We start from the raw sequence: 24,161 nt of genomic DNA, 5'->3' as shown, positions 1-24,161 counted from the left end.
TCCACGCGCATAGCCGGGCCGGTATCTGAAGCGGCAGATCCGTCCCATTTTGTCGTGCTATAGTCGAAAGCCGAGGTGGAGACCACCATTAAGCTGATGCGTCAGCTTGCCTCGCGCATGGCTTCGGCTGCCTGCAGGTCAACCGACACCAGCTGGCTGACGCCTTGCTCGGCCATGGTCACCCCAAACAGCCGGTCCATGCGCGCCATGGTGATCGGGTTGTGTGTGATGATGACGAAGCGCGTTTCGGTGGTTGCGGCCATTTCGTCCATCAGATTGCAGAAACGCTCGACATTGTGGTCGTCGAGCGGCGCGTCGACTTCGTCGAGCACGCAGATCGGCGCCGGGTTGGTCAGGAACACGGCGAAGATCAGCGACATCGCCGTCAACGCCTGCTCGCCGCCGGACAGCAGCGTCATCGTCTGCGGCTTCTTGCCGGGCGGGCGCGCCAGGATCTCGAGCCCCGCTTCGAGCGGATCGTCGGACTCGATCAGTTGCAGCTCGGCGGTGCCGCCGCCGAACAGATGCGAAAACAGCCGTTGAAAATGGCCGTTGACCACCTCGAAGGCGGCGAGCAGCCGCTCGCGACCTTCGCGGTTCAGGCTATGGATCGCCTGCCGCAGCTTGCGGATCGCCTCGATGATGTCGTCGCGCTCGGAGACGATGGTCTCCAGCCGGTCCGACAGTTCCTTCTGCTCCTCCTCGGCGCGCAGATTGACGGCACCGAGCCGTTCGCGTTCGACCTTCAGCCGGTCGAGCTGACGCTCGATCTCGGCCATTTCGGGCATCGGGCTGTCGGATTCGAGGCCGGTGTGGCGGATCACCAGATGCGGCGGCGTGTTCAGCGTTTCCTGGATGCGCGCCTCGACTTCCAGCCGACGCTCGTCGGCGGCGGTCAGCCGCTCTTCGGCGCGAACGCGGGATTCGCGCGCCTCGGCCAGCGACTGGATGGCAGCAGTCGCAGCCTTGTCCAGCTCGGACTGGCGGTTCTCCGCTTCCTGCAAACGGTCGCCCGCCGCCTTGCGCAAGCTTTCGGCCTCGGCGAGCTGCGACAGCAGGGCGCGCCGCTTGGCGTCGATCTCGTCGGGGGCGTCGGCCAGTTGCTCGCGCTCGGCCTCGGCCTCTGCCTTGCGTTCGCCGAGCGCCGCGATCTGCGTCGAGGCGTTTTCGGCGCGCTCGACCCAGTTGCGCCGTTCAACGCTGATGGCGTCGAGCCGGCGCGCACGTGCCTCGGCTTCCCGCCTCAGGCCCTCGTGAACGGCACGCGCATCGGCAAGGGCGGCGCGGTCGCGGGCGACGTTGGCGGCCGACTGCTCGAGCTGCAATTGCAGATCGCCGAGATCGGGCGCGTCCTGCAGCAGCATTTCCGCCTCGACGAATGCCGCCGCCGTTTCCTCATGGCTGTCGACAATGCGTGCGCGCGCCTCGTCAAGTGCTGCACGCCGGCTCGACAGCTCGCCGCCGGCTTTTTCGGCCTCGGCCAGCGTATTGCGGGCAGCGTCGAGCCCGTGCTGGGCGTCGCGCCCGGCCTGTCGGGCGTTGCGTTCGGCCTCGCTCGCCTGGGCAAGCGCCTGTTCGGCCTGGGCAAGGGCTTGTTCAGCTTCGCGCAGGGTGCGCGTGGCATGGACTGCTTCGGCATCGAGCTCGGCCAGCCGGTTTTTCTGCGCCAGCCGCTGCGCGGCGGCGGTCGGGGCATCGGCGCTGGCGGTGAAGCCGTCCCAACGCCAGAGCGCGCCTTCGCGGCTGACCAGCCGTTGACCGGGAGCAAGCAGCGTCTGCAGCCGTCTTCCGTCGGCGGCTTCGACAATGCCGATCTGGGCCAGCCTGCGGGCCAGCTGTGCCGGCGCACGCACAACGCTGGCGAGGCTCTTTATGCCTTCGGGCAATGCGGCGTCGGCAGGCTGGATTTCGCTCTGGCCCCAATGCACCGGCGCACTGCGGTCGAGCGGCACGTCGAGATCTTCGCCAAGCGCGGCACCCAGCGCCGTCTCGTAGCCACGCTCGACGCTGATCTGCTCCAGCACTGAGGGAAATAGATCGCCGCTGGCGGCGTTGAGGATCTTGGCCAGCGTGCGGGCCTCGGTTTCGATCCGCGCCAGCTCGGCCTTTGCGTCCTGAACCGGTGGGCGGGCAGCGCTTTCGTCTGCACGCGCCTCGGCGACCGCCTGTTCGGCGGCAATGGCGGCTGCCTCGGCCTTTTCGAGCAGCGCCAGCGCCTGATCGACCAGTAGCCGCTTCTCGGCGGGATCGGGCAGGCCGGCGACCCTGGAGACGATCTCCGACAGTTCGCGGTCGACATCGGCAAGCTGGCGGGCAAAGCGGTCGCGGCGCTCAGCGGTCTCGCGCAGCGTCCGTTCGATCTGGTTGCGCGAGGCGGCAGCCTCCGCCCGTTCGGCGGTCAGCGCGGCGAGCCTGGCCTCGCTCGAGGCAAGCGTCGATGCCGCCTGCTCGAAAGCCGCGCGGGTGCTGGCCTCGCGCTCGGCGGCGCCGGCGTTTTCGGCGTTGAGCGCGGCTTCTTCGGCGGCGAGGCGTTCGAGGATATCCGCATTGTCGCGGACCATGCGCTCCTCGCGGGCAAGGTCGCCATCGAGCTGTTGCAGTCGGCGGTCGAGCTCAGCCTGGCGGGCGCGGATGCGGCCTGCCTCTTCCTCGATCTGCGCCTTGGCGATCGATAGACGCTGGAAGGCGGCGGCGGCAGCGGCTTCCGCATCGCGCAGGTCCGGCAGCCGGTGGGCGTTGATGCCTTGTTCCCTGGCGGCAGCCATCTGGGCGGCGGCACGGTCGCCGACCAGCGCGGTGGCAATCGCCAGCGCCGAACGCGCTTCGCCTTCCTGCGTCTTGGCCAGCGTCCAGCGCAGATGCAGCAGCGTCGCTTCGGCCTTGCGGATGTCGGCCGACAGGTTCTTGAAGCGCGAGGCCTGGCGGGCCTGGCGTTTCAGGCTTTCGATCTGACCCTCCAGCTCGCCGACGACGTCGTCAAGCCTTTCGAGGTTCTGTTCCGCCGCCTTCAGCCGCAGCTCGGCTTCGTGGCGCCGTGTGTGCAAGCCGGAAATGCCGGCCGCCTCCTCCAGCAGCGCGCGGCGCGCCTGCGGCTTTGCCTGGATCAGCTCGCCGATGCGGCCCTGGCCGACCATCGAGGGCGAGCGGGCGCCGGTCGACTGGTCAGCGAACAGCAGCTGAACGTCCTTGGCGCGAGCCTCCTTGCCGTTGATGCGGTAGAGCGAGCCGGCCTCGCGCTCGATGCGGCGCGAGACCTGCAACTCATCGGCGTCGTTGAAGGCGGACGGCGCGGTGCGGTTGCTATTGTCGAGGAACAGCGTGACTTCGGCGGTGTTGCGGGCCGGACGCGTTCCCGAGCCGGAAAAGATGACGTCGTCCATGCCGGACGCACGCATGTTCTTGTAGGAGCTTTCGCCCATGACCCAGCGCAGCGCCTCGACCAGGTTCGACTTGCCGCAGCCGTTCGGCCCGACGATGCCGGTCAGACCGCGTTCGATGACGAACTCGCCGGGTTCGACGAAGGATTTGAAGCCGAGGAGGCGAAGGCGCGAGAACTTCATTCGCGCCGGCCCATAGCCAAGTTTCGCAAAACTGTGCCGCTGTTTTGCAAGGAGAACCCGCGGCAAGACAAAGTAGTGCGCACGCCGAAGCTACGCCGCTTCGGCGCTGCCGAAACGTCAGAGCAGAGGGTCGATGATGGCCGACATTTCCGCAATCGACATCGCCCCTTTGTAGGTCTTTCCGTTGATGAAAAAGGTCGGTGTGGAATCGACCTTGAATTCGTCGGCGCCGCGCTTCTGGACAGATCTCACATCGTCCAGAAGTTTCTGGTCCGTCAAGCAGGCCTCGAAGGACTCCTGTGTAAAACCGGCAAGCTTGGCGATTTGCAGCAGCGCGTCCTTGGTATTGTTCACACCAACCCAGTTCGCCTGCTGCCTGAACAGCACGTCGACCATCGGGAAATAGTTGTCCTTGGAGCAGCGCGCCAGCATGAAACCGGCCTCGGCGCTGGGATCGAACGGAAACTCGCGCAGTATGTAACGGGCCTTGCCGGTGTCGATATATTTCGTCTTCAGCTCCGGAAAAGTGGTCTCGGCGAAATGCGCGCAATGCGGGCAGGTCATCGATGCATATTCGACGATAGTGACCTTTGCATCGTCCTTGCCGAGCTGCATGTCGGGCAATGCGCCGGGCTTCAGCAGTGCCGCCATATCGACCGTGCCCTGAGCCTCCGGCGCCGCGGCGGCCGGAGCGGCCGGCTTCGCAGGTTCCGGAGCCGCAGGCTTCACATCCTGCGCCTCGGCTTTCTCGCCCGAGTCGCTGCAGGCGGCAAGCAGCGCCACCGCTGGTATTGCGGCCAGCGAAGTCAAAAGGTTTCTGCGGGACAAGGAACGGATCATACGAATCACCTGGCAATAGTTGGATTTTGCAATGGAAAGTCTACAAAAAGCGAGAGTTGGCGGGAATTAAGGCATTACCGTCCCTATTCCAATCGCCATATCGGGGCATACCATCACGATAGCGCGAGATCACGGTTTCTTTTGACCGAGAATGGTGGCGCCAAGCCGCTCCAGCGAGGCGCGCAGCCCGCCGTCCTCGATCAAACCAACGGTGCCCGACAGCTTCGCTTTCTCGGCCGCAGTCAGCGGCCGCAAACTGGGTTTCGGCTTGTCCTTGCCCGCCATTACCGGCTTCTGCACGATCCTGATCCGGCCGATCGCATTGAAACCGAGGAAGGCATTGACCCGGTTGATGATCTCGCCGGTCTCGTGCTGCAGATGCAGTGCCGCTACACCCTCGCAGGCAATCACCAGCACCGCCGGTTCGAAAGGATCGTCCTCATGCATGCGGCGCGGCCACTGGATCTTTTCCGGGCGCGAGCGGCCGGCAAGCCGCGGCCCGGCAATTTCTTCCCATGACTGGACCAGTCCGATCGACATACCGGCCCGCTTGCGCAGCACCGGGTCGAGGATCTCGGTTGCGAGATCGCTCACCGGAACGGGATTGCCGAAGGGCCTTTTCCCTGCCATGTGCGTTCTCCAGCTTCAGCACCGATGGATTAGGGCCGACCCTCGATCAATGGCACTGCTCGACCAGACCCGCAAGGCCGTATCCGGAGACAATGTCGAGATCGCCTCCCGGCTGCTTGGCTGGTACGACGCGCATCACCGCGACCTGCCCTGGCGCGTTTCGCCGCGCACGCTGGCGGGCGGGGCGCGGCCCGATCCCTATCTGGTCTGGCTTTCGGAGGTGATGCTGCAGCAAACCACGGTCGAGGCGGTAAAATCCTATTTCCGGGCGTTCGTGCAGAAATGGCCAACGGTCCAGGCGCTGGCGGCGGCACCGACCGAAGACGTCATGAAGGCCTGGGCCGGGCTCGGCTATTATTCCCGCGCCCGTAACCTCAAAGCCTGTGCCGATCTCGTCGCGCGGCAAGGCGGCCGCTTTCCGGACAGCGAGTCCGGCTTGAAGGAACTGCCCGGCATCGGCGCCTATACGGCGGCGGCGATCGCAGCGATCGCCTTCGACCGACCAGCCGCGGTCGTCGACGGCAATGTCGAACGGGTCGTCTCACGGCTGTTTTCGATCGCCACGCCGCTGGGCGAAGCCAAGGGCGAGATACGCGGCCAGGTCGAACGCATGGTTCCCCCGACAAGGCCCGGCGACTTCGCGCAGGCGATGATGGACCTGGGCGCGACGATCTGCACGCCGCGCCGGCCCCGCTGCACGCTGTGCCCCGTTCACGAGGACTGCAGCGCCACGACCTCGGGCGACCCCGAACGCTTTCCGGTCCGCCTGCCCAAGGCCGAAAGACCCTTACGCCGCGGTGCCGCCTTCGTTGCCGTCAGGCGCGACGGCGCCATCCTTCTGCGCAAGCGCGCGGACAAAGGCCTGCTCGGCGGCATGACTGAGGTGCCGACGACCGGCTGGACGGCGCGCATAGACGGCGCCACCACGGAAGCGGCAGCCCCGTTCCCCGGCGACTGGCGGCGGGCCGGACGCATCGGCCATGTCTTTACTCATTTTGCGCTTGAACTCTACGTGTTCAAGGCGGACACCGACAGCGTCGCCCCCGCCGGGCATTTCTGGTCGCTGGCGCATGAAATTTCCGGGGAAGCGCTGCCGAGCGTCATGAAAAAGGTAATCGAAGCGGCGATACCGGGCGCGACGAAAAAGCAGCGGCCGCGTTGAAAGAGAGAAGAATGACTGAAATCCGCCACATCGTTTTCGACATCGGCAAAGTGCTGATCCACTATGATCCGGACCTGCCCTTCAGTCGCTTGATCCCCGATCCCGACGAACGGAAATGGTTCTTCGACAATGTCTGCACGCATGATTGGAACATCGAGCAGGATCGCGGCCGCAGTTGGGAAGAGGCCGAAGCGCTGGCGATCGCGCAATATCCCGAGCACGCCGAAAATATCCGCAATTTCCGCCGGCACTGGCACGAGATGGTGCCTCACGCCTATGAGGACAGCGTCGCCATCATGATCGGCCTGATCGACAGCGGCCATGACGTGACGATGCTCACCAATTTCGCTGCGGATACGCTCGCCGAGGCCCGCGAGCGCTTCGATTTCCTCAATCGGCCGCGCGGCGTCACCGTTTCCGGCGACATCCGCCAGATCAAGCCGGATCGCGCCATCTATGACCACCACGTCGCCGCGTTCAGCCTCGAACCGTCAGCGACGCTGTTCATCGACGACAGCCAGAAGAACGTCGACGGCGCCAAGGCGGCGGGCTGGCAGTCGGTGCTGTTCACCGATGCCAAGACGCTCAGGGCGGACCTTGAACGTCTGGGGATCAAAGCGTGATTTGAATTCGGTTACAGGAGTTGGTTGAGCCTTCGCATTAACCGATCTGTCGCAACTCGGAAGCCGTCAGGCGCCCGCCCGCTCCATGCCTAGCCGAGCAATGCGGCGAAGCTCGTCGATCGGGGTCAGGCCGCCGCTGCGCTCATAATGCCAGAAGGTCCATCCGTTGCAGGCGTCCAGCCCCTGCACCTCGGCGCCGATCTTGTGGATCGACCCGGCCCTGTCGCCGATGGCCAGCGTGCCATCGGCGCGCACTTTTGCCGCCCAGCGCTTCTTGGCGTCGTAGAGCGTGGCGCCTGGCGCCACCAAGCCATTGTCGAGAAGCGTGACGAAGGCGACGCGCGGCTCAGCCCGCTTGCCGGTCAGTACCGTCAAATTGGCGCCTTCCAGCGGCCGGACCGCATCGATACGTTCCATGGCGGCATCAATATAGGTTTGTTCGCGCTCGATGCCGACGAAGTGGCGGCCAAGCCGCTTGGCGACAGCCCCGGTGGTACCTGAGCCGAAGAACGGGTCGAGCACGATGTCGCCCGGCCTGGTCGATGCCGTCATGACGCGGGCAAGCAACGCTTCCGGCTTCTGCGTCGGATGCAATTTGTCACCATTGTCGTTCTTCAGGCGCTCGCCGCCGGTGCAGATCGGAAACAGCCAGTCCGAGCGCATCTGGACGTCGTCGTTCGATGCCTTCAGCGCCTCGTAGTTGAAAGTGTAGCCCTTGCCCTTCTGGTCGCGCGATGCCCAGATCATCGTCTCATGCGCGTTCTGGAAACGGCGGCCACGGAAATTAGGCATTGGATTGGTCTTGCGCCAGACGACGTCATTGAGGATCCAGAAACCCAGGTCCTGCATCTTTGCCCCGACCCGGAAAATATTGTGGTAGGAGCCGATAACCCAGATCGTGCCGTTGGGCTTCAACACACGGCGCGCCGCCAGCAGCCAGGCGCGGGTGAAGGCGTCGTAGGCCTCAAAACTGTCGAACTGGTCCCAATGGTCGTCGACGGCATCGACCTTGGATTGGTCGGGCCGGTGCAGATCGCCATCGAGCTGCAAATTATAGGGCGGATCGGCGAAGATCACGTCGATCGACTTTTCCGGCAGCCGTTCGAGCGCGGCGACGCAGTCGCCCTTCAGGATCGTATCCAGCCACTCGGATTGCTGGGGAGCATCGGAAAGCTCGTCGAGAAGACGCACGGCAGACATTGTGACACCCAAGGCACGCGTTACTGTTTACTGTCCGTTATGGTTACCGATCAGCGTAAATATTCAGTGAAGCAGCCCGCCGAATTTGCGAAGCCCGGCCTGTTGGTGTATGCCGCGCCGCCTGAGCCGTTTGGACCAAAGGGCCCTCGGCATTCCCCTCATCCCGCTTTCCGGATCACCATGCCCCAGCCAGACCTTGTCATCTTCGATTGCGACGGCGTGCTCGTCGATTCCGAAATCATCGCCGCGCGGATCGATGCCGAGCTGTTGACCTCGGCCGGCTACGAGATATCGGCCGAGGAGATTTCCGAGGTCTATGCCGGGTTGACTTTCAAGGACATCATGATGCGGGTCGAGGAAAAGTCCCGGATCCCGTTCCAGGCCTCGCTGATCGACAAGGAGGAACAGCTGGTCGATCGCCGTCTGCGCAGCGACGTGCGTGCCATCGACGGGGCGCTCGAGGCTGTCGCCGCGGTAGCAGTGCCGCGCTGCGTCTGTTCGAATTCGCGTTCGGAGCGAATCGAATTCATGCTGGAGAAGGTGCAGCTTTTGCCGTTCTTTGCCGGCCGTATCTTTTCCTCGCTGGAAACCCCGACCGGGAAATCCAAGCCGGCGCCGGACGTGTTTCGGTTCGCCGCGGAAAAGCTCAAGGCCGATCCTCCGAACACCTTTGTCATCGAGGATTCGGTGCATGGCGTCACCGGCGCCAAGACGGCGGGAATGCGCGTCATCGGCTTCACCGGCGCGGCGCACAGCTATCCCGGCCACGCCGATGCGCTGACCGAGGCCGGCGCGGAAACGGTCATCCGCCGCTGGGCGGAACTGAAAAGCGTGATCGCCGCGCTGTCGGAATGGTCGGCGGACGCCTGAGAGGCCGCCTCCAACCGCCGTGGCGCGAATGCAGCGGCTTAGTTGGTCGCGGCGGCTTTCTTCTTCCTCGGCTTGTCTGTCGCTACTTTCGGAGCGCCCTCGTCATACCCGGCATATGCCTGGTAGTCCTTCGCCGTCGGCTCCGGAACGACGACGTTGGAATCGGTGAAGACGAACTGCGTGGCACTCGAAGGATCGGTAACCTGGACCTGATAGGAGTGAAGCTGCGAATAGAGAACTTCGGTGCCGTGCATCACCGCGATGCGGATCGGCATGGTGATGGTCCCGGGGGTGAACATCGGGCCAGGCACGACCTTGCCGGCGACGGCTATCTTCATCGACAAGGAGCCGTTGGCGCGGCTGCAGTCGCGGGTCACATCGGTGATCGAGGCCTGATAGATGATCTTGGCGGAATCGTCCGGCTGATCGGCGCCAGCCGCGTCCGCTGCCGGCTGGGCGGCTTCCTCGGCGCCAACATCGGTTTTTTTCTTCGGCTTCGGACCGCTCTTGGCGTAGGTATTGAAGAAGGCGGTGCCGTCCCGCAACGTCACTTTCGGGCAATAGGCCTGCAGCTGGCTGGAAAGCACCTTGGGTTCGGGTGGCGGTGGCGGTGTCGCATCCTTTTTGCCGAAGCCGAGAATTCCATTGTCGCTCGATTGGCAACCTGCGGCGGCAAGCATAAAGCCGGCGAGCGCCAGACCCGCGACAAAACGACCGTTGAATGAATGAAACGCCATGAACTGCACTTCCCTCTCGCAAAGCCGGTGACGTATATCAACCGCGCGGCAAAAATGCGACTGAGCCTGCGCAGAAATCCACCACCTCGCGGCGGGCGAAAATTCCCGGCAGCAATGGAAACGTGACGATGCAATATGTGAGTACCCGCGGGGAAGCGCCCGCGCTTGGATTTTCCGACGCTGTGCTGGCCGGACTGGCGCGCGACGGCGGGCTCTACCTGCCGAGCGCCTGGCCGCATTTTTCCGCAGCCGAGATCCGCGCCATGCGCGGCCTTGCCTATCCCGATCTTGCCATCCGTGTGCTGTCGCCGTTCCTCGGCGGCGAGATCGCGGCGCCGGTGTTCGAACGGCTGGTGCGCGAAGCCTATGCGACCTTCCGCCATGAGGCCGTCTGCCCGCTGGTGCAGACCGGGCCCAACAGCTTCGTGCTCGAGCTGTTCCACGGCCCGACGCTCGCGTTCAAGGACGTGGCGATGCAGCTTCTTGCGCGGCTGATGGACCATGTGCTGGCCGAGCGCGACCAGCGCGCCACCATTGTCGGTGCCACCTCCGGCGACACCGGAGGGGCAGCCATCGATGCCTTTGCCGGGCGCAACCGCACCGACATCTTCGTGCTTTTCCCGCACGGCCGCGTCTCGCCGGTACAGCAGCGGCAGATTACGACCTCGACCGCCGCAAACGTCCATGCGTTGGCGATCGAAGGCAATTTCGACGACTGCCAGGGCCTGGTAAAGGACATGTTCAACGACCACGGTTTTCGCGACCGGGTATCGCTGTCCGGCGTCAACTCGATCAACTGGGCCCGCATCATGGCCCAGATCGTCTATTATTTCTCCTCCGCGCTGTCGCTCGGCGCGCCCGACAGGCCGGTTTCCTTCACCGTGCCGACCGGCAATTTCGGCGACATCTTCGCCGGCTATGCCGCCAAGAAGATGGGGCTGCCGATCGAACGGCTGATCATCGCCACCAACGACAACGATATTCTGGCGCGCACGCTGGCGACCGGCGAATACCGCATGAAGGGGGTCTTTTCGACCACGTCGCCCTCGATGGACATCCAGGTGTCTTCGAACTTCGAACGCTTGCTGTTCGAAGCGTCCGGCCGCGATGCCTCGACCGTGCGGCGCTACACGAACGGGCTCAAGCAGTCCGGCGCCTTCACCATCGAGGCCGGCGAAATCGCCAAGATCCGCTCCGAATTCGACGCCGGCCGCGCCACCATGGACGAGGTCGCCGCCACCATCCGCACCACACTTGCGGCGAGCGGCTATCTGCTCGACCCGCATACGGCCGCGGCCGTGCATGTGGCCGCCGGCAAGGCCGCGGGTGAGGTGCCGATGGTGGTGCTGGGCACTGCGCACCCGGCAAAGTTTCCTGCCGCCGTCGAAGCCGCCAGCGGCGTGTCGCCTGCCCTGCCTGCATGGCTAGGCGGGTTGATGAGCGCCGAGGAAAAATACACGGTACTTCCATCCGACCTGAAAATGGTGGAAGATTATCTCGGCCGCCACACGCGGGCGGCGCGTTAGGGAGTAATTGCCATATGGGTGTTGAGGTAAGCCGTCTGTCGAACGGCCTGACAGTCGCCACCGAAACCCTTCCAAGCCTCGAATCTGTTGCCCTTGGCGCCTGGGTCAAGTCGGGCGCACGCAACGAGCGTGACGAAGAGCACGGAATGGCGCACTTGCTCGAGCACATGGCTTTCAAGGGCACCAGGCGGCGAAGCGCCTTCGAGATTGCCTCGGAGATCGAGGACGTCGGCGGCGAGATCAATGCCGCCACCAGCGTCGAGACGACCTCCTATTATGCAAGGGTTCTGAGCGACGACGTGCCGCTGGCCGTCGATATCCTTTCCGACATCCTGCAGGAATCCGAATTCGATCCGCAGGAGTTGGAACGAGAGCAGCATGTGATTCTGCAGGAGATCGGCGCCGCGCACGATACGCCCGACGACGTCGTTTTCGATCACTTTACCGAGACCGCCTTCCGCCACCAGACTATCGGCCGCTCGATTCTTGGCACGCCGGAAACCGTCAAATCCTTCACTTCGAAGCAGCTGCACGACTTCATCGAACGACAGTACGGCGCCGAGAACATGGTGATGGTGGCGGCCGGCGATATCAAGCACGACGATTTCGTGCGCGAGGTCGAAAAGCGTCTCGGCGGCTTCCGCGGCAAGGCCGACGGCACCGTCCCGCAATATGCGCAATATGTCGGCGGCGATTTTCGCGAGGACCGCGACCTGATGGACGCGCAGATCGTGCTGGGTTTCGAGGGCCGCGCCTATCACGTCCGCGATTTCTATGCCTCCCAGGTCCTGTCGATGATCCTGGGCGGCGGCATGTCGTCGCGACTTTTCCAGGAAGTCCGCGAAAAACGCGGCCTGTGCTATTCGGTCTATGCCTTCCATTGGGGTTTTTCCGACACCGGCGTCTTCGGGGTCCATGCGGCGACCGGACAAAGCGATATTGCCGAGCTGGTGCCTGTGATCATCGACGAGCTGCAAAAGGCCGGTGAAAACATCCTGCAGGAGGAGCTTGACCGCGCGCGTGCCCAATACCGCGCCGGGCTCATCATGTCGGCCGAGAGCCCGGCCAGCCGCGCCTCGCAGATCGCCAGGCAGTTGCTTCTGTTCGGCAGGCCGATCGCCAAGGAAGAGCTGATGGAGCGGCTGGCGGCGTTGACTGTCGAGCGGCTGACGGATCTGTCGTCCCGGCTTTTTTCGACCAAGCCGACGCTTACAGCCGTCGGGCCGGTGGGTACGCTCGCGCCCTATGAGGCAATCCTCGATTCGCTTTCGGGCACGCAGACCACTGCCCGTAAGCTTGCCGTCTAAGCCTATTCGGGCGTCGTGTTCGCGCTCCCTTTCTTTCGCCGCGACCTGCCGGCACTGAAGGGCGAGCTTGTCACGCTGCGCGTACCGCTGACCAACGACTATCGCGAGTGGTCGGTGCTGCGCAGTGAAAGCCGCGCTTTTCTTGAGCCGTGGGAGCCGCGATGGACCCCTGACGAACTCGACCGCACGGCGTGGCGGCATCGTATCGGGCGCTACCGCGAGGACTACGCGCAGGGGACGGCGATCGCCTTCTTCATCTTCGAGAAAAGCAGCGGCAAGCTTGCCGGCGGTATCACCCTCGGCAATATCCGCCACGGGGTCGCCCAAAGCGGCCATATCGGCTATTGGATCGGCGAGCGCTTCAGCGGACGCGGCCTGATGACCGATACCGTCAAAGTGGTGACGCGTTTCGCCTTCGAAACGCTGCGATTGCACCGGATCGAAGCTGCCTGTATCCCCGATAACGCCCGGTCGATCCGCGTGCTTGAAAAAGCCGGATTCCGGCGCGAAGGACTGCTACGATCCTATCTCAGGATCAATGGCATCTGGCAGGACCATTACCTATACGCCCGAATCGCGGACGATCCGCCGGGCGTTGGAACAAAGGGCTGATTTTGACGAATTTTCTGCGCAACGGGTCGCTGCTTGCCTTTATGCTGGCGGCAATCGTCACGCTCTGCGCGGCATCCTCGGCGTTTGCCGTAGAACCGATCAAGATCGCCCGCGACGACGTTGCGCTCGATCTTTCGGGGGCCGTCTTGATCTACCGGAACCAGGGCGAGAATTTCCAGGTCTCGACGGCACCCGGCTCGGACGGCATCGTACGGCGCATCGAGGTCGAGGCAAATGATGCGCGCTCGACCGGTGACTGGGCGGTGTTCGCGCTGGCCAATACCACCGACCAGCAGCTCGACAGGCTGATTGTCGCACCGCATTTCCGGCTGGTGAATTCCGGCCTGTTCTGGCCGGATCTCGGCTCGACCCGTATCGCTGCGATCACGCCCAGCGAAGGCTTTGCGCTCGACCGTCAGACCAGCCCCGACGCCGACGTGTTCCGGGTGACGTTGAACCCCGGAACGGTGATTACCTTCATCGCCGAGCTCGCCTCGCCCAAGCTGCCGCAGGTCTATCTGTGGGACCCTGAATCCTACAAGGATTCGGTCAATTCCTACACGCTGTTTCGTGGCATCGTCATCGGCATTGCCGGCCTGCTGGCGCTGTTCCTGACCATTCTTTTCGTCGTCAAGGGGACATCGATGTTCCCGGCAACGGCGGCCCTAGCGTGGGCGGTGCTTGCCTATATCTGCGTCGATTTCGGCTTTCTCAACAAGATCATAGAAATCTCACCGGGCAACGAGCAGATGTGGCGCGCCGGAACGGAGGTGGCGCTTGGGGCGACCTTCGTGGTGTTCCTGTTTGCCTATCTCAACCTCAACCGGTGGCACGGCCATTTCAGCTACGGCGCACTGGTCTGGATCCTCGGGCTGGTGCTGATCGCCGGTGTCGCCATCATCGATCCGGCGGTTGCCGCCGGCATTGCCAGGCTGTCCTTCGCCGCCACCGCGCTGACCGGGCTCGGCCTGATCATCTTCCTCGGTATCCGCGGTTACGACCGCGCGATCATGCTGGTGCCCAGTTGGGTGATGGTTCTGCTCTGGCTATGCGGATCGTGGATGGCAATCACCGGCATGCTGGACAACGATATCGCCCAGCCGGCGCTGGGCGGTGGGCTGATCCTCATCATCCTGCTGATCGGCTTCACCGTGATGCAGCACGCTTTTGCCGGCGGCGCGCTGCATCAGGGCCTGTTCTCCGATCTCGAGCGGCAGGCGCTGGCGGTTGCCGGATCTGGCGATACTGTGTGGGACTGGGACGTGCTGCGCGACCGCGTCGTCACTCGTCCCGACGTCAGCATTCAGCTCGGTCTTGCCCCCAACAGCCTCGGCGGCCCTGCCCGCAACTGGCTGCCGGTGCTGCATGCCGACGACCGCGACACGTTTCGCACGACACTCGACGTGGTGCTCGAGCACCGGCGCGGCCGGGTGTCGCAAAACTTCCGCCTGCGCGGCGCCGACGGGCACTATCACTGGTTTTCATTGCGCGCCCGGCCGGTGATCGGCTCGGACGGCGAGGTCATCCGCTGCGTCGGCACCATGGTCGACGTGACGGAGCAGAAGAAATCCGAGGAACGGCTGCTGCACGACGCCGTGCACGACAATCTGACCGGCCTGCCCAACCGCGAGCTGTTCATGAACCGGCTGGAGGCGATCATTTCGATTGCCCGCACCGAAGAGAAGGTGCGCCCGACCGTCTTCGTCATCGACATAGACCGGTTCAAGCAGGTCAATGACGGGCTCGGCATCTCGGCCGGCGATACCATCCTTTTGACTATCGCGCGGCGGCTGCACCGACTGCTCAAGCCGAAGGATTCGCTGTCGCGCTTTGCCGGCGACCAGTTCGCGCTGATGCTTTTGTCGGAGCAGGATCCGGCCCGCATCGCGGGCATTGCCGATGCCATCAAGCACGCCATCAACAACCCGATCACCTTCGCCAAGCGCGAGATCGTGCTGACGGCCTCGATCGGGCTGATCACCTGGACCGCCACGCAGACCTCGGCCGAGGACATGGTCAAGGATGCCGAGCTTGCCATGCATCAGGCCAAGCGCTTCGGCGGCGACCGGATCGAGCCATTCCGTCCCGCCTTCCGCACCGTCGGCACCGACCGGCTGCAGTTCGAGTCCGATCTGCGCCGCGCCATCGAACGACGCGAATTCACGCTTGCCTACCAGCCGATCGTGCGGCTGGAGGACGGCAGCGTCGCAGGCTTCGAAGCGCTGCTGCGCTGGGACCATCCGCGTCGCGGCATGATCCCGCCGGCGGATTTCATTCCGGTCGCCGAAAACTGCGGCCTGATCGTGCAGCTTGGCCTGTTTGCCATGCAACAGGCTGCCGAAGACCTGGCGGGATGGCAAAAGCAGATCGGCGATGCGCCGCTGTCGGTCTCGGTCAATTTGTCCAGCCGTCAGCTCATCCGCCGCGACCTGGTCAGCGACGTCCGCTCGGTGATCGCACGGGCCAATCTGAAACCGCGCTGCTTCCGGCTTGAACTCACCGAATCGCTGGTGATGGACAATCCCGAGCAGACCGCCCATGTGCTGACCAAGCTGAAGCAGCTTGGCATCGGCCTGTCGCTGGATGATTTCGGCACCGGCTATTCATCGCTGGCCTATCTGACGCGCTTTCCGTTCGACACCATCAAGATCGACAAGAGCTTCGTCGACGACGCGACGCCGAAACGCGCGGTGCTGCTCAAATCAATGGTCAACATGGCACATGAGCTCGGCCTGTCGGTCGTTGCCGAAGGCATTTCGGACGAGAGCGATGCGCTGGAGTTGCGGCAGATGGGCTGCGAATACGTGCAGAGCTTCATGTTCGGCGCGCCGATGCCGGGCGACCAGGTGCTGAAGACGCTGAAGGAACAGTATCCGTTGACCCAAGCGTGACAAGTTTCAGGACGTAATGAGTTCAGGCGTGACCGGCAGCTAGGCTGAGATGCGCGAGATCGATGCCGATCGAGGCGAGGATCCGGTCATATTTGCGATCGATGTCGGCGTCGAACAGAAGCTCGGCACTTGCCGGGCAAGTCAGCCAGCCATTCTCGACGATCTCGTTTTCAAGCTGGCCCGCACCCCAGCCGGCATAGCCGAGCGCCATCAGAGCCCGCCGGGGTCCGCGGCCGGAGGAGATGGCGCGCAATATGTCGACGGTCGCGGTCAGACAGACATCGTCGGACACGGCGAGCGAGGATTCCACCCGGTAGTCGCCCGAATGCAGAACGAAGCCGCGGCTACGATCCACCGGTCCGCCATTGCGCACGACGAAGTCGCGCGCCGGCGGCGGCAGGCGAATTGCCTCCAGCTCGTTCATGATGCCGAGTTGCACGAGCAGGTCCGGAAACAGCATCTGCTGCGTCTGGTTGATGATCAGCCCCATCGCGCCTTCGTCGCTGTGCGCGCAAATGTAGATGACGGAGCGCGTGAAGCGGTCGTCCTTCATGCCGGGCATGGCAATCAGGAACTGGTCGTCGAGAAAGCCGGGTCCTGCGGCCGTCCTTTTATGGCGCAACAAATCCATGGCCACAGCGTAACGCGTTTCCGGGGCGTCGAAAAGATGGGCGGCGCCCGATTTGATCAGGCTCGTAAATCGAAGGTCACGCAAATATGATGCCGGCGGCGTCATGAAATCATTGTGCCGCCATCAACGGACGATCAAATCACCGGCATGCAAAGCTTGAAAATCCTGCTGCTTAGCGTGGCCATTGGATCGGCGACCGGCCTCCCCGCCTCAGCCTCCTCATCGGCCTGGTACAATAGCGAAGGCGGCAGGGTGCGGCTGGTGACGAGCGGCAAGGCCGATGAGGCCGGGCGTCTCCAGGGCGTCCTCGACATTGCGCTGAAGCCCGGCTGGAAGACCTATTGGCGCGATCCGGGCGATGCGGGCGTGCCGCCACAGATCGACGTCTCGGCCAGCACCAACATTGCCGACGCGACGCTTTCGTTTCCGCCGCCGCAGCGCCACGATGACGGTTATGGCAAATGGGCCGGCTACAACCACCCGGTTTCGTTGCCGGTGACGTTCACGCTTGCCGCGCCCGGCCAGCCGGCCGTCATCGATGCGGACATCTTCCTCGGCATTTGCGAAACTATCTGCATCCCGGTGCAGACAAGGCTGACCGTCGATCCCGGCGCCGATCCGGACAACGCCGAGGACGCGGCACTGGTCAAGGCAGGCCTTGCCACCCTGCCCGCCACGGCAACGCCCGATTTCGGCATAAACGTACTGCCGGGCGACCACGAAACGCTGATTGTCGAAGCGAGCTTTCCGGGCAGCCCCGAGGGCGCCGACTTCTTCGTTGCCGGCGAACGCGACTACATGTTCGGTGCCCCGGCACGCAGCGAAAAGGATGGCAAGCTGATCTTTACTGTGCCGATCCTCGACAGGCCGTCGACAACGCCAACCGATGGCGGCCTGCACTACACACTGACAAGTGCCGCTGGCGCGGTCGAAGGCCTGCTGCCTTTTCCGTGATGCCAACGTCTGGACGGTTGCCGGGCGCGCCTTAGTTCGCTATCGCAAGGACACTCCCTTTCCATTCTCAAGCGAGGACCATCATGACGATCTCCGTTGGCGATAAACTGCCCGATGCGACCTTCAAGACAATGACCGCCGACGGTGCAAGGCCGATCACGACGGGCGAGATATTCTCAGGAAAGAAGGTCGTGCTGTTTGGCGTTCCAGGCGCCTTCACGCCGACCTGCAGCAACAATCATCTGCCGGGCTACCTGGATAATTACGACGCCATCCTGGCGCGCGGCGTCGACACTATCGCCGTCGTCTCGGTCAACGATGTTCACGTCATGGGGGCCTGGGCCCGCTTCAGCGGCGGTGAAGGCAAAATCCTTTATCTTGCCGATGGCAATGGCGATTTCGCCAAATCGGTCGGTCTCGACGCCGACCTCTCCGGCGGCGGCATGGGGCTGCGCTCGAGGCGTTTTTCGATGATCGTCGATGACGGCAAGGTCACCGCGCTCAATGTCGAGACAAAGCCCGGCGTCGACGAATCCGGCGCTGCTCACATTCTCGGACAGCTTTCCGTCCTGGCGACAGCATAGGCCAGGGACGGCAAAGGGCGCCTTCGAGCGCTCAACGTCCAAAGGACGCTGACTTTTGCATCGGCGCATGATCCTTCCGAAAGCCGACCCGGTTTTCGGGGCCATGTGTCGGCCCTTCGGGACTGCTTGCTTTTGGGGACCTCGATTATGTCCGACATCTTGTGGCGCAGCGTCGCGATCGGCATCGGCGCAACCGCGCTTATGGATGTCTGGGCGATTTTCCTGAACAAGGCCTTTGCCCAACCGCGACCGAACTGGGGGCTGGTCGGCCGCTGGGTCTGGCATCTCAGGGAAGGCAAGGTCTTCCATGACGACATTGGCGAGGCCTCGCCCTACGCGCATGAATCAGTACTTGGCTGGGCCTTTCATTATGCTGTCGGCATTGTCTACGGCGTCATGCTGGTCGTGCTGGCCGGAACGGCCTGGCTCACCGCGCCGACCTTTCTGCCGGCTTTTATGCTCGGCATCGTCACTGTCGGCGCCGGGTGGTTTCTGCTGGCGCCCGGCATGGGCGCCGGCTGGGCCGCTTCGAGGCGCCCCAATCCCATGCAGGTCCGCGCCCTCAATCTTGTGTCGCATACGGTGTTTGCCATCGGACTGTTCGGCACCGCCCTTCTGATCCGCTGACACGCCAGTTCAACCGGATCAATAACTCTGGGTCGAGCGCCGAACCTTCTTGGCCGCCGATTGCCTGGACTGGGTGCCTTCCTTCGGCGGCACGGACGCGAGCACGGGTTTCGCCGACTTAGTCTTGAATGGCGCCATGCCGAGCCGCGCCAATTCGTCGGCGCGCTCGTTCTCGGGATGGCCGGCATGGCCCTTGACCCAATGCCAGGTGACCTGATGGCGGTTACGCGCCGCGTCGAGCTGCTGCCACAGCTCGGCATTCTTCACCGGCTGCCGGGCGGCGGTCTTCCAGCCGTTGCGTTTCCAGCCATCAATCCAGCCGAAAATGCCGTCCTTGACGTAGTTGCTGTCGGTATAAAGGTCGACGACGCAAGGCTCCTTGAGCGCATTGAGCGCCGAGATGGCCGCCAACAACTCCATGCGGTTGTTGGTGGTCAGAGCCTCGCCACCATGGAGCTCCTTGATTGCGCCGTTGAAGCGCAGGATTGCGCCCCAGCCGCCAGGCCCGGGATTGCCCGAACAGGCACCATCGGTGAAGATTTCAACGCGCTTGGTCATGTCAGTCCATATTCGGAAGGAGAGTTGATCGCCCGGTGGAAGCGCATCCGGCGGATATACTCGGTCGGGTCGCGTTTCATCACCAGCCCGCCGTCCGGGACCGTCAGCCAGTCGTAGAGCCGGGTCAGCATGAAGCGCAGCGCAGAGCCGCGCGCCAGCATCGGCAGCGCAGCTTTCTCTTCACTGCTCAACGGCCGCACGCTTTGGTAGCCGGCAAGCAGCACCGTGCCCTTGGTCAGATTGAAGGAAAAGTCCTTCTCGAAGCACCAGGCGTTCAGGCACGTGGCAACGTCATAGGCGTAGAGGTCGTTGCAGGCGAAATAGAAGTCGATCAGCCCGGACAGTTTCTCGCCGAGGAAGAACACATTGTCCGGGAAAAGATCGGCATGGATGATGCCTTGCGGCAGACCGTTCGGCCAGTTCCGCTCGAAATCGGCGAAATCGGCATCGACCTCGGCCGCCAGTCCCGGCTCGACCTCGTCGGCGCGGGCGCGGGCGGCATTCCACAGCTTGCGCCAGCCATCGATGGCAAGGGCGTTGGGGCGGGTCATCGGAAAATCCGCGCCGGCGAGATGCAGTGCCGCCAGCGCCTTGCCGACCTCGCCGCAATGCGCAGCCGTCGGCCGCCTCAGCGACAGGCCTTCGAGAAAGGTGATGATGACCGCCGGCCGGCCGGCAAGTGTTCCGATCACACCACCATCATGTGCGGTGACCGGGAGCGGGCACGAAATGCCCTTTCTGGCGAGGTGGGCCATAAGGCCGAGAAAGAACGGCAGGTCAGCCTTGTCGACGCGCTTCTCGTAAAGCGTCAGTATGTAGGAGCCGCTGCTGGTGTGCAGCAGAAAATTCGAGTTTTCGGTGCCTTCGGCGATGCCCTTGTAGGACAAGAGGTCGCCGACCGGATAGTTCCTGAGGAATGCGCCGAGCTCGCCCTCGTTGACGTCGGTGTAGACCGCCATCGTTGCTACGCGGCCCCGTTGACGAAGGCCATGTCGGCAGCCGTCAGTTCGACATCGCGCAACACCCGCATCACCGGAAAGTCCTCCGTCTCCGTCGCCGTCACGGCCAGCTCGATGGTCACGTCGAAGCGCTGCCTGAACGCATCGACGATCTCGTCGACGATGATCTCCGGCGCCGAGGCGCCCGCCGACAGGCCGAGCGTCGAAATGCCGGCAATCTCATCCCACGGAATTTCGGAGGCGCGCTGCACGAGAAGCGACATCGAGGCGCCGGCGCGCTCGGCCACTTCGACCAGGCGCCGCGAGTTGGAGGAGTTAGGTGCGCCGACAACCAGGAAGAGATCGGCGCCGGCCGCTGTTTCCTTGACCGCTTCCTGGCGATTGGTGGTGGCATAACAGATCGATTCCGCCGCCGGCGCGTGCAGCTCGGGAAAACGCTGCTGCAGGGCGCGGATGATACCGGCGGTGTCCTCGACCGACAGCGTCGTCTGGGTGACGAAGCCGAGCGCTTGCGGGTCTGCAGGCACGAAGCTTGCGGCGTCGGCCTCGGTCTCGATCAGAGTGACCGCGCCGTCCGGCAACTGGCCCATTGTGCCGATGACCTCCGGATGCCCGGCATGGCCGATCAAGAGCACGTGGCGGCCAAGCCGCTGATGGCGCATCGCCTGCTTATGGACTTTCGAGACCAGCGGGCAAGTCGCGTCGAGATAGAACAGGTTGCGGGACTGGGCGTCGGCCGGCACCGATTTCGGCACGCCATGCGCCGAAAAGACGACCGGGCTCTGGCGATGCTCGGGCGGGATCTCGGAGAGCTCCTCGATGAACACCGCGCCGAGGCTTTGCAGCCCTTCGACGACGTAGCGGTTGTGCACGATCTCGTGGCGGACATAGACCGGCGCGCCGTATTTCTTCAGCGCCAGCACGACGATCTGGATGGCACGGTCAACGCCCGCACAGAAACCGCGGGGCTGGCAGAGCCGGATGGTCAGCGGCGGCTTTGTGTGAAGCATGATTGCATCTTACGCTGATTGTAGGCCGGTTGATCGGACTATGACTTCTGAGCTCAAGGCGGGAAATGAGGTGCGCGGCCCTGCCCTGTCAAGGGTAGTGGCGGCGATCATTGGTCTTTCGCCGGGCGGCGGAGCCAGGAGATCAGGACGCCGGCAAGGGCGGCGGCAAGGCCGTACCAGGTTATCGCATATTGCAGATGGCTGTTCGGCAGGTCGATGACGGTGACACCGCCAACCGGCAGCCCGCCGGGGTTGGGGGTGGCGTTCGCATCGATGAAGATCGGCACCAGCGCCGCACCTGTCGGCAGGCCGGCGCTCGAGGCCATCGCGTCACGATCTTTCCAGTAGAAGATATTCTTCTGCGGATCGTTGTCGGGAAGCATCATCGAGGGCTTGGCCGGCAGCGGGTTGCGGGCGAGCCCCGTCACCGTCACTTTGCCCGTTACCTGTCCCTGCGGCCGCTTGGCTGGATCCTTGAAATCGTAAGGCACGAAGCCGCGGTTGATCAGCACGAAACGGCCATCGTCGAGCCGTAGCGGCGTGAAGACGTCGAAACCGGACTGGCCTTCCCAGGTGGCGAGGAAATGCCGCTCGTCTTGATGCAGGAAAGTGCCGGTCACTATCACCGGCGTGTAGTCCACGTCGCCGGCGGCAGCAAACCGCTTTTCGAGCTCGGCCAATGGCACAGGCGCCGAATGCGTGCGCTGGTCTATCGTCTGGAGAAGGCCCTCTTTCCAGTGCAGGCGCTGAACCTGCCAGGTGCCGAGCGCCAGCAGGATCAAAAACACGACGATACCCAGGCCGAGTGCCAATGCGCGCTTCGGCCGCGACCGGCCGGCCACCGAACCGGATGCCTCGCTCATTCGCCGCGGTCCAGCCGGCCCTCGGCCGCCTTGTTGCGGTATTGCAGCGTCAGCAGCACGCCCTTGATCAGCCGGAGCGCCGCCAGGCAAAGCACCAGCGTCAGCGGAATCCACAGCAGCAGATGCAGCCAGAGCGGCGGATTGAGCGTCACCTCCATCCACAACGCCAGGCCAACGACGATAAAGCCGATGATTAGGATAACGAACACCGCCGGCCCGTCGCCGGCATCGGCGAAGGAATAATCGAGGCCGCAATTGGAGCAGCGATCACCGACCGTGAGGAACCCGGAGAACAGCTTGCCCTCGCCACAGCGGGGGCAGCGGCCATGCAGGCCGGCCGAGATCGGATCGATTGGTGGCCAGATCGCCTTGTCGTCGCTCATGAGGTCATCCTAGGAGCATTTGCCGCAAAAGATAAGGCGGCCACGTCGCCGCAGCCGCCTTGTCGATTTCCTGAGACCCCAATTCCTCGGGCCTCAATTTCCTGAGGCGAATGTCAGTGTGGTTCGATCATCGCACCGTTCGACGCCCAGACGTAGATCGAGGCAAACAGGAACAGCCACACCACGTCGACGAAGTGCCAATACCAGGCGGCGGCCTCGAAGCCGAAATGCTGCTTGGGCGTGAAGTCGCCCTTCATGGCGCGGATCAGGCAGACCAGCAGGAAGATCGTGCCGATGATGACGTGGAAACCATGGAAGCCGGTCGCCATGAAGAAGGTGGCGCCGTAGATGGAATCCCTGAAGCCGAACGGCGCATGCATGTACTCGTAGGCCTGCACCATGGTGAACAGCATGCCGAGGCCGACGGTCAGCACCAAGCCATTGATCAGGCCCTTGCGGTCGCCGTGGATGAGCGAGTGGTGCGCCCAGGTCACCGTGGTACCCGACAGAAGCAGGATGACGGTGTTGTAGAGCGGCAGATGGAAGGGGTCGAGAACTTCGAGGCCCTTGGGTGGCCAGACGCCGCCGGTGAAGGCGGTACGGGCGTATTGATGGACCTCGCCCGGAAACAGGCTGGCGTCGAAGAAGGCCCAGAACCAGGCGACGAAGAACATCACCTCGGAGGCGATGAACATGATCATGCCGTAGCGCAGATGCAGCGACACGACACGGGTGTGGTGTCCCTCATGCGCCTCCTTGATCGTATCCGACCACCAGGCGAACATCGTGTAGATGACGATCAGCAGGCCGATGAAGAACAACCATGGATTAGCGATGTTGAAACCGAAGATCGGGAAATCGCCGCCCTTGAGATATTGCATGTAACAGACGCCGCCGAACGCGGTCACCAGCGCCCCGACGGAGCCCAGGAAAGGCCACGGGCTCGGGTCGACGAGGTGGTAGTCATGTTGTGGTTTTGCGTGTGCGTCTGCCATATCAACCCCCGAGGCTTGCTTCGGTATCTGAAATCTTGTTGCGGCGGCCGTCGGCCGGCACCGATGATGCGACCGGCTTGGTCTTGTCGACCGGGAACATCGTGTAGGACAGGGTAATCGTCCTCAAATCCTTCAGTTCCGGCGCGTTGACGATATCGGGATCGACATAGAACACGACCGGCATGTCCAGTGTCTCCCCCGGCTTCAGTGTCGTGTCGGTGAAGCAGAAACACTCGACCTTGTTGAAGTAAGGTCCGGCCAGTTCAGGCTGTACATTGAAGGTGGCGCGTCCGGTAATGGGCCGGCTGAATTTGTTCGTCGCGCTGAAATGCGCTTCGGCGGTCTCGCCGATCTTGATGGTGATCGAGCGGGCGACCGGCTGGAATTGCCAGGGAACGCCGGCGGTGTTGGCGTCGAAGCGGATGGTGATGTCGCGATCGAGCACCCGATCGGCATATTGCTGGGTCGCCCGTTTGACGGTACCGCCGTAGCCTGTCGCCTGGCAGAACATCGCGTAGAGCGGTACCGCGGCGTAGGCCATGCCGATCATGCCGCCGAAGAACGCGATGCAGACGCCGGCGACGACGCGGTTCGTATTCTTCTTCTTAGGATCGGTGACTGTTTGCCTGGTCATTGTGA

23 protein-coding genes are annotated in these 24,161 nt (G+C 63.5%); 10 read left to right on the top strand and 13 right to left on the bottom strand.

What is annotated here, in order from left to right:
* Positions 1–101 precede the first annotated feature (101 nt).
* From smc to NKI59_RS29705, 3 genes are all read right to left on the bottom strand, one after another.
* Positions 102–3,560 (bottom strand): chromosome segregation protein SMC, encoded by a 3,459-nt coding sequence (smc, locus tag NKI59_RS29715; protein ID WP_352622950.1) that lies wholly within the window; start codon positions 3,558–3,560, stop codon positions 102–104.
* Positions 3,561–3,677: 117 nt separating this feature from the next.
* Positions 3,678–4,400: a DsbA family protein gene (locus tag NKI59_RS29710; RefSeq protein WP_352622951.1), complete on the bottom strand. Its 723-nt coding sequence runs from the start codon at positions 4,398–4,400 to the stop codon at positions 3,678–3,680.
* A gap of 129 nt (positions 4,401–4,529) precedes the next feature.
* Positions 4,530–5,030, bottom strand: a complete 501-nt coding sequence (locus NKI59_RS29705; RefSeq protein WP_023674157.1) for a DUF721 domain-containing protein — start codon at positions 5,028–5,030, stop codon at positions 4,530–4,532.
* Between the two features lie 49 nt (positions 5,031–5,079).
* Between NKI59_RS29705 and mutY the strand changes: the two genes are divergently transcribed.
* Together mutY and NKI59_RS29695 are read left to right on the top strand one after the other, a co-directional pair.
* A complete protein-coding gene (mutY, locus tag NKI59_RS29700; RefSeq protein WP_352708215.1) occupies positions 5,080–6,192 on the top strand; it encodes an A/G-specific adenine glycosylase in 1,113 nt (370 codons plus the stop codon).
* An 11-nt stretch (positions 6,193–6,203) separates the two neighbouring features.
* The gene (locus tag NKI59_RS29695; RefSeq protein WP_352622953.1) at positions 6,204–6,815 is read left to right on the top strand and encodes an HAD family hydrolase; all 612 of its coding nucleotides are present in this window, start codon (positions 6,204–6,206) and stop codon (positions 6,813–6,815) included.
* A 66-nt stretch (positions 6,816–6,881) separates the two neighbouring features.
* Here the strand turns inward: NKI59_RS29695 and NKI59_RS29690 are convergent, their stop codons facing one another.
* A complete protein-coding gene (locus NKI59_RS29690) occupies positions 6,882–8,015 on the bottom strand; it encodes a site-specific DNA-methyltransferase (RefSeq protein ID WP_352622954.1) in 1,134 nt (377 codons plus the stop codon).
* Positions 8,016–8,195: 180 nt separating this feature from the next.
* Here NKI59_RS29690 and NKI59_RS29685 point away from each other — a divergent pair, with 180 nt between their 5' ends.
* Positions 8,196–8,885, top strand: coding sequence for an HAD family hydrolase (locus NKI59_RS29685; protein WP_352708213.1), 690 nt, complete (start codon positions 8,196–8,198; stop codon positions 8,883–8,885).
* Positions 8,886–8,923: 38 nt separating this feature from the next.
* Here the strand turns inward: NKI59_RS29685 and NKI59_RS29680 are convergent, their stop codons facing one another.
* Positions 8,924–9,622, bottom strand: a complete 699-nt coding sequence (locus tag NKI59_RS29680) for a hypothetical protein (protein ID WP_352708211.1) — start codon at positions 9,620–9,622, stop codon at positions 8,924–8,926.
* 128 nt (positions 9,623–9,750) lie between these two features.
* Here NKI59_RS29680 and thrC point away from each other — a divergent pair, with 128 nt between their 5' ends.
* The 4 genes from thrC to NKI59_RS29660 are packed head-to-tail and all read left to right on the top strand — an operon-like array spanning position 9,751 to position 15,958.
* Positions 9,751–11,148: a threonine synthase gene (thrC, locus tag NKI59_RS29675; RefSeq protein WP_352622957.1), complete on the top strand. Its 1,398-nt coding sequence runs from the start codon at positions 9,751–9,753 to the stop codon at positions 11,146–11,148.
* Between the two features lie 14 nt (positions 11,149–11,162).
* Positions 11,163–12,455: a M16 family metallopeptidase gene (locus NKI59_RS29670; protein WP_352456896.1), complete on the top strand. Its 1,293-nt coding sequence runs from the start codon at positions 11,163–11,165 to the stop codon at positions 12,453–12,455.
* Positions 12,456–12,470: 15 nt separating this feature from the next.
* Positions 12,471–13,067 carry a GNAT family N-acetyltransferase gene (locus tag NKI59_RS29665; RefSeq protein ID WP_352622958.1) on the top strand — a complete coding sequence of 199 codons (597 nt, stop codon included), beginning with the start codon at positions 12,471–12,473 and terminating at the stop codon, positions 13,065–13,067.
* Between the two features lie 2 nt (positions 13,068–13,069).
* On the top strand, positions 13,070–15,958 hold the full coding sequence (locus NKI59_RS29660) for an EAL domain-containing protein (RefSeq protein ID WP_352708209.1): 2,889 nt from the start codon (positions 13,070–13,072) through the stop codon (positions 15,956–15,958).
* Positions 15,959–15,980: 22 nt separating this feature from the next.
* Here NKI59_RS29660 and NKI59_RS29655 read toward each other — a convergent pair whose 3' ends face one another.
* The gene (locus tag NKI59_RS29655) at positions 15,981–16,589 is read right to left on the bottom strand and encodes a YqgE/AlgH family protein (RefSeq protein WP_031211061.1); all 609 of its coding nucleotides are present in this window, start codon (positions 16,587–16,589) and stop codon (positions 15,981–15,983) included.
* Positions 16,590–16,736: 147 nt separating this feature from the next.
* Here NKI59_RS29655 and NKI59_RS29650 point away from each other — a divergent pair, with 147 nt between their 5' ends.
* From NKI59_RS29650 to NKI59_RS29640, 3 genes are all read left to right on the top strand, one after another.
* On the top strand, positions 16,737–17,543 hold the full coding sequence (locus NKI59_RS29650; RefSeq protein WP_352622960.1) for a protein-disulfide reductase DsbD domain-containing protein: 807 nt from the start codon (positions 16,737–16,739) through the stop codon (positions 17,541–17,543).
* 83 nt (positions 17,544–17,626) lie between these two features.
* A complete protein-coding gene (locus NKI59_RS29645) occupies positions 17,627–18,127 on the top strand; it encodes a peroxiredoxin (RefSeq protein WP_352622961.1) in 501 nt (166 codons plus the stop codon).
* A gap of 147 nt (positions 18,128–18,274) precedes the next feature.
* Complete coding sequence (locus NKI59_RS29640) at positions 18,275–18,754, top strand: DUF2938 domain-containing protein (protein ID WP_352622962.1); 480 nt, start codon at positions 18,275–18,277, stop codon at positions 18,752–18,754.
* A gap of 18 nt (positions 18,755–18,772) precedes the next feature.
* Here NKI59_RS29640 and rnhA read toward each other — a convergent pair whose 3' ends face one another.
* From rnhA to NKI59_RS29605, 7 genes are all read right to left on the bottom strand, one after another.
* Complete coding sequence (rnhA, locus tag NKI59_RS29635; protein WP_352476676.1) at positions 18,773–19,312, bottom strand: ribonuclease HI; 540 nt, start codon at positions 19,310–19,312, stop codon at positions 18,773–18,775.
* On the bottom strand, positions 19,309–20,271 hold the full coding sequence (locus NKI59_RS29630) for a homoserine kinase (protein ID WP_352622963.1): 963 nt from the start codon (positions 20,269–20,271) through the stop codon (positions 19,309–19,311). Before NKI59_RS29630 ends, rnhA begins: the two co-directional genes overlap by 4 nt.
* 5 nt (positions 20,272–20,276) lie before the next feature.
* Positions 20,277–21,281: a 4-hydroxy-3-methylbut-2-enyl diphosphate reductase gene (gene ispH, locus NKI59_RS29625; protein ID WP_352476675.1), complete on the bottom strand. Its 1,005-nt coding sequence runs from the start codon at positions 21,279–21,281 to the stop codon at positions 20,277–20,279.
* Between the two features lie 107 nt (positions 21,282–21,388).
* Positions 21,389–22,144 carry an SURF1 family protein gene (locus NKI59_RS29620; RefSeq protein WP_352622964.1) on the bottom strand — a complete coding sequence of 252 codons (756 nt, stop codon included), beginning with the start codon at positions 22,142–22,144 and terminating at the stop codon, positions 21,389–21,391.
* Positions 22,141–22,527 carry a DUF983 domain-containing protein gene (locus NKI59_RS29615; RefSeq protein WP_352621654.1) on the bottom strand — a complete coding sequence of 129 codons (387 nt, stop codon included), beginning with the start codon at positions 22,525–22,527 and terminating at the stop codon, positions 22,141–22,143. The genes NKI59_RS29620 and NKI59_RS29615 overlap by 4 nt, the downstream gene beginning before the upstream one ends.
* A 113-nt stretch (positions 22,528–22,640) precedes the next feature.
* Complete coding sequence (locus tag NKI59_RS29610) at positions 22,641–23,522, bottom strand: cytochrome c oxidase subunit 3 (protein WP_352578608.1); 882 nt, start codon at positions 23,520–23,522, stop codon at positions 22,641–22,643.
* 1 nt (position 23,523) lies between these two features.
* Positions 23,524–24,156, bottom strand: coding sequence for a cytochrome c oxidase assembly protein (locus tag NKI59_RS29605; protein WP_352622965.1), 633 nt, complete (start codon positions 24,154–24,156; stop codon positions 23,524–23,526).
* Between the last annotated feature and the right edge of the window lie 5 nt (positions 24,157–24,161).

It is taken from the genome of Mesorhizobium sp. M0598, from assembly GCF_040320865.1.
Taxonomy (GTDB): Bacteria; Pseudomonadota; Alphaproteobacteria; order Rhizobiales; family Rhizobiaceae; genus Mesorhizobium.
Note: the sequence above shows the minus strand (reverse complement) of the source record. Positions and strands in the feature narration are given on the sequence as shown.